The sequence below is a fragment of the Raineyella sp. genome, assembly GCF_034933565.1.
Taxonomy (GTDB): domain Bacteria; phylum Actinomycetota; class Actinomycetes; order Propionibacteriales; family Propionibacteriaceae; genus Raineyella.
Map to the genome: position 1 here is coordinate 1 of NZ_JAYFNG010000050.1, position 5,071 is coordinate 5,071.

The 5,071-nt window shown below is 69.6% G+C and carries 5 protein-coding genes; 4 read left to right on the top strand and 1 reads right to left on the bottom strand.

The features are described 5' to 3' along the window. Positions 1–234, top strand: a 234-nt coding sequence (locus VB059_RS12980; protein WP_323422409.1) for a hypothetical protein, incomplete at its 5' end; no start/stop codon positions are given. Between the two features lie 173 nt (positions 235–407). On the opposite strand, the gene VB059_RS12985 is transcribed toward VB059_RS12980, so the two are convergent. Beyond that, positions 408–1,991: an IS1182 family transposase gene (locus VB059_RS12985; protein WP_300150644.1), complete on the bottom strand. Its 1,584-nt coding sequence runs from the start codon at positions 1,989–1,991 to the stop codon at positions 408–410. An 85-nt stretch (positions 1,992–2,076) separates the two neighbouring features. On the opposite strand from VB059_RS12985, the gene VB059_RS12990 reads away from it, so the two are divergent. From VB059_RS12990 to VB059_RS13000, 3 genes are read left to right on the top strand one after another with little or no spacing between them, the layout of a single operon-like run. Continuing rightward, positions 2,077–3,285 carry a CpaF family protein gene (locus VB059_RS12990; RefSeq protein WP_300150641.1) on the top strand — a complete coding sequence of 403 codons (1,209 nt, stop codon included), beginning with the start codon at positions 2,077–2,079 and terminating at the stop codon, positions 3,283–3,285. Continuing rightward, a complete protein-coding gene (locus tag VB059_RS12995) occupies positions 3,282–4,136 on the top strand; it encodes a type II secretion system F family protein (RefSeq protein WP_323422410.1) in 855 nt (284 codons plus the stop codon). Before VB059_RS12990 ends, VB059_RS12995 begins: the two co-directional genes overlap by 4 nt. Continuing rightward, complete coding sequence (locus tag VB059_RS13000; protein ID WP_323422411.1) at positions 4,133–5,026, top strand: type II secretion system F family protein; 894 nt, start codon at positions 4,133–4,135, stop codon at positions 5,024–5,026. The genes VB059_RS12995 and VB059_RS13000 overlap by 4 nt, the downstream gene beginning before the upstream one ends. Positions 5,027–5,071 lie beyond the last annotated feature (45 nt).

A 5,071-nucleotide genomic window follows, 5' to 3' on the forward strand; every position in this document is an offset into this window, starting at 1 on the left:
GTCCGCTCCGGGTTCACCCTGTCGACGGCGGGCGCACCGACCGCGTCCTCCCTCCACGTCGTGGGCCGCGAGGCGAGGTCGGGCGTCGATGGTCGACCCACGGAGCGGTCGACCGAGGTGGACTGGGACGAGGCGTCGGAACTGCGCGCGCTGGCGTCCAAGCGCTTCTCGGAGCGGATCGGGCAGTCCCCCTTGGGGGACGAGATCGCGCGGCAGGAGCTAGGAGACTGCTGAACAAGGCGCCATTCTGAGGGCGTGTTGAGTATGGGCGACGATCGGGACGCCGCCAAGGCCGTCGAGCGGCGAGTGTGAGTCGGCACCCAGAGTGCGACAACGGGGTCGCCCCGCCCGTCTGAGGTCCATGGTGGCGGCTGTTGGTTAAGGGTTAAGTGCCCTCGGGCGGTCGGTCAGGCCAGCGCCCAGCCGGTCGGTCCGTGGGTGAGGCCGAGGGCGAGGAGTCGGCGCAGGTTGATCGCCGCGACCCGGTTGTGGAGCCAGTTGTCGTTCCTGGTCACGCCCCGGTAGGGCACTTTCCGGTTCCCTCGGGTCAGCCAAGCGATCGTGCGTTCAACCATCGGCCGGTGTTGTCGGTAGGTGGCCTGGAAACCATCGTCGGTGGCTCGTTGACGGTGCTGGCGTTGCAGTGGGTCTTGAGGATGCAGCGTGATCTTGCGGCCTCGCTTCGCGGTGGTGCACTGCTGGGCCAGGGCGCACCCGTGGCAGGCGGCACCGAACGTGACACTGCCCTTGCCACTGATCGGGCGGCTGATCCCGGCCGGGCAGGTCAGAGTGCGTGTCGCGGCGTCGTGGGTGAAGTCGTCGATGGTGAACCCGCCGGCGACGGCGGGTCGGATCGGCCACGGCTTGACCAGCGGGGTCCACTGCTTGGCATCAAGCGTGGCGAGCATGTCACCGGTGGCGTAGGCCGAATCACCCAGCACCTCGACCGGGCCGGTGATCGTCGGGTCGGCGACCACCAGCCGGGCCCCGACGGTGGCGTCGCTGTTGTCCGGGCCGGCAGCCTTGGTCAGCTCGACCATGGTGGCCAGGCCGGTGTCGGGCTCGATCACCACGTGGGCCTTGAACCCGTCCTGGCGACGCTCCACCGTCTTGCGCGCATGCCGGGCCTCCGGGTCGACGGTCGAGATCACCCGCTCCGGCGCCACCTTGTGGGCGATCCGCCACCGGCCATCGGTGCCATCGGAGCCCTCGGCCGGTTCAACGTCCTGCCCAGCGACCAACGCGAGCAGCGCGATCGCCTCGGCCGGCTTCCCGCCAGCGGAAGTGATCGCTTCAGTGTCGAGACCGTCGAGCAGGGCGAGGGCGTCGTTGACCAGTGCGGTCACCAACTCCTCGCGGACCTGGATGTCATCCCACGCGATCCGCGGCTTGGCAGTCAAGTCGTAGCCCTGTCCGGTCAACGCCTCCAACCGGGTGCAGCGTTCGGTGATGATCTGCTGGGCGCCGGGCACCTCCCGGCCGACCCGGCGCACCTGCGCGATCAGCTGGGTGACCGTGTCCTGCCGGGCCACCGCATCATCCAGGATCGTCGAATCAAGAGCACGCCGCTGCCGGCCCTTCACCGCACCGGTAGCGGCGATCACATCCCGGACCACCTCAAAGATCCGCTGCGGCCGCTGCGAGCTGGCGAGCCGGGCCCGCCACACCGTCAACGACGACGCATCGAACCCCTTCTTGTCGACCGGGTACCCGCACGCCGCCTTCCACCGCAGGTCGAACGTGAGCGCGTCGACCGCTTCCCGGTCGGTCAAGCCGTGAAGGGATTGCAACACGATCACCGACGCGATCACCTCTCCCGGGATCGAGGGCCGGCCCCGCCCAGAGGGAAACAGATCAGCGAACAACACGTCCGGGAACAACCGCTGCCGATGCTCGGCCAGAAACCTGAACACACCGCCAGCCGGGAGCAGATGCCCCGCCAGCGACTCCACGTCCAACACGTCCCGCTGCGGACTCGACTCACCCTGCACAACCCAACAATTCCAGCAGACGGGCCGTCAGACCGGCGGGCACGCGGGCGGATTGTTCAGCAGTCTCCTAGGGCGTGCCGTGATCATGGAGGTCGTCCAGGAGGCGACGGAGGCGCGGTTCGCGGTCAACGGCTCCGTCAACTCCGCGACCGCGCAGGACGCCTTGGCGCAGGCGGTCTTCGACCTGATGTTCGGGCTCGGCCGGTTGCAGCCGCTGGTGGATCGCCCGGACGTCGAGAACATCATCGTCGTGGGGCACGACCGGGTGTTCCTGGACCTGGTCGGCGGCGAGAAGGTGCCGGGGCCACCGGTCGCGGCGTCCGACGATGAGTTGATCCAGCTGCTGCAGGACCTGGCGTCCAGGGCCGATCCGCCGCGCGTGTTCTCCGACGCCAATCCCGACCTGCACCTGAACCTGGAGGGTGCCCGCCTCGCGGCGTCCGCGTTCGTCACTCATCGACCCAGCGTCGTGATCCGAAGGCACCGCCTGGTGCGCATCACCCTCGACGACCTCGTGGGCCTGGACACGGTCAGCCCCCTGCTCGCGTCGTTCCTCGCGGCCGCGGTGAAGGCCCGGCTGTCGATCGTCGTGTCCGGCCAGCAGGGCGACGGCAAGACCACCTTGCTGCGAGCGTTGTGCGCCGAGATCGGCCCGGAAGAGGTGCTGGGCACCTTCGAGACCGAGCGGGAACTCGGTCTGGAGCAGCTGGTCGACGAACACCCCGTCGTGTTCTCGTGGGAAGCGCGTCCCGGTTCGGGCGAGCGGGGTCCCGACGGGCGTCCGGTGAACGAGTTCACCCTGCAGGACGGCATGCACGCCTCGTTCCGGTACGCGCTTGACCGCCAGATCGTGGGCGAGGTCCGCGGACGCGAGGTCGCGCAGATGATCATGGCCATGGAGTCCGGGTCCGGCTCCCTGTCGACGACGCACGCCGCGTCGGCGTCCGACACGATGGAGAAGCTCGTCAGCTGCGCGATGCAGTCCGGCGAGTTCACCCGTGACTCGGCGGTGATGAAGCTGGCTCGCTGCCTCGGCCTGGTGGTGCAACTGCGGTCCATGTTCGTCCGCGGACGCGACGGCTCGGTCCGCAAGCGGCGCGTGGTCGATGAGGTGCTCGCGATCACGCCGGGCGAGGAGTCCGCCGGCTACGCCGCGACCACCGTGTTCCGCAGCCACCCCGACGGCCCGGCGGTCGCCTTCGTGCTACCCGACCACCTGCGGATGCTGGCGGGTCACGGCTTCACGGCGAACGAGTTCCTGGTGGAGGCGCAACGCCACGGCGGTGTCGCATGAACCCGCTGGTTCCCGCGCTGGTGCGCGTGCTGGTCGTCGGTGGCGTGATGGGGCTGGTCGCAGGACTCCGTCGGGTGCCGGTCCCGACGGGCGCACCCGCGACTCCCCGGGTCCTGGCGCGGCTGGCTTCGGTCCCGCGCCGCGTGCTGGTCGCGGGTGTCCTGGCAGCAGTGGCCGGGGTGGTGGTCGCTCTGCTGTCGGGCTGGGTGATCGCCATCGTGGTCTTCCCGCTGGCGGCGGTCGGCCTACCGGTGGTCCTGGGCGTCTCGGACGAGTCCCACACGATCGAACGCCTCGAAGGGCTGGCGGAGTGGACGCGCAACCTGGCTGGCGTGATCACCGTCGGTGTCGGTCTGGAGGGCGCCCTCGTGGCCACGCTGCGCACCGCACCCGACGTCATCCGTCCGGAGGTGACCACCTTGGTGGGCCGGATCCGGTCGCGGTGGAACACCGCAGAGGCGCTCCGCGCGTTCGCCGACCAGTTCAACGACTCGACCGGTGACCTGGTGGCAGCCACACTCATCCTCGCGGCCCAGAAGCGGGCGGACGGTCTCTCCCAGATCCTGTCCGGCCTTGCCGAGTCGGTGTCCGCGGAAGTCGCAGCCCGGCGCCACCTGGAGGCCGACCGCAGCAAGCCGCGCCAGACCGCGCGGATCGTCACCCTGATCACCGTGGTGTGCCTGGTCGGGATGGCCGCCACCGGCCAGTACCTGGAGCCGTACCGCTCGCCGATGGGGCAGGTCGTCCTGTCGGTGCTCCTCTCGCTGTACGTGGTGGGTCTCGTAGTGATGCGACGGATGGCGCGGGTCAAGCCGCTGCCCAGACTGTTGGCGTCCGGAGAACCATCATGACCGGCCTGCAGCTCGCGGCCCTGACGGGCCTGATGCTTGCCACGAGCGTCCTGTGCGCGGTGTGGTGGCTCGCTCCGACCGTCCCGGCGCTGGGTCCCGCGCTGGACCGGCTGACCGGCGTGCCTGCCGCTCCGGCCCTCCTGGGCGGCGTGGACGCCCAGGATCGGGTGGGTGCGTGGGTCGCGCGCTGGGTGCCGAGGTGGGTGTGGATGACGCCGGTCAAGGAACTGGCGCTGCTGCGCCGGACGGAGGCCAGTTTCTACGGCGAGAAGTTGATCCTGGCTGCCATCGGGCTGGTCGCACCCCCGCTGCTGTCGACCCTGTTCAACGTGTTCGGGTTGCGGTTCCCGATCGCCGTCCCGCTGATCGCGTCGCTGGTCGGCGCCGTCGGGCTGTTCGTGCTGCCCAACCTGGACATCCACGGCAAGGCGAAGGCGGCCCGCCTCGAGTTCAACCACGTGTTGACCGGCTTCATCGACCTCGTGGCGCTGGAACGCCGCGCCGGGTCGGGGCCCCGGCAGGCGCTGGAGAACGCGGCGCGCGTCGGCCGCGGCCAGTGGGTGTTCGACCGCCTGGCGGAAGGCTTCACCCAGTCCAGCGTCGACGGACGCCCACCGTGGGACGTCCTCCGCGCGATGGGCGACGAACTGGCCCTGCCCGAACTCGACGACCTGGCCAACATCATGGCCCTGGCCGAACAGCAGACGATGCCCGTCTACCAAACACTTCGGGAACACAACCGAGCGCTACGCGTGGCGCTCCTGACCGACGAGCAGGCCCGTGCGAACGCCGCATCCGAGCGGCTCACCATCCCTGCGACCATGCTGGCGATCGTCTTCATCGCCATCCTGCTGGGGCCATCCCTGATGACCCTGATGAGCAACACCTGACCCCAAAGGAAGAACCCCTTCAGGAGAGGAAACCCCACCATGATG

Bases quoted from the DNA above. Each gene is read 5' to 3' on its own strand.
- VB059_RS12990 (WP_300150641.1), top strand. From the start codon at position 2,077: ATGGAGGTCGTCCAGGAGGCGACGGAGGCGCGGTTCGCGGTCAACGGC.
- VB059_RS12995 (WP_323422410.1), top strand. From the start codon at position 3,282: ATGAACCCGCTGGTTCCCGCGCTGGTGCGCGTGCTGGTCGTCGGTGGC.
- VB059_RS13000 (WP_323422411.1), top strand. From the start codon at position 4,133: ATGACCGGCCTGCAGCTCGCGGCCCTGACGGGCCTGATGCTTGCCACG.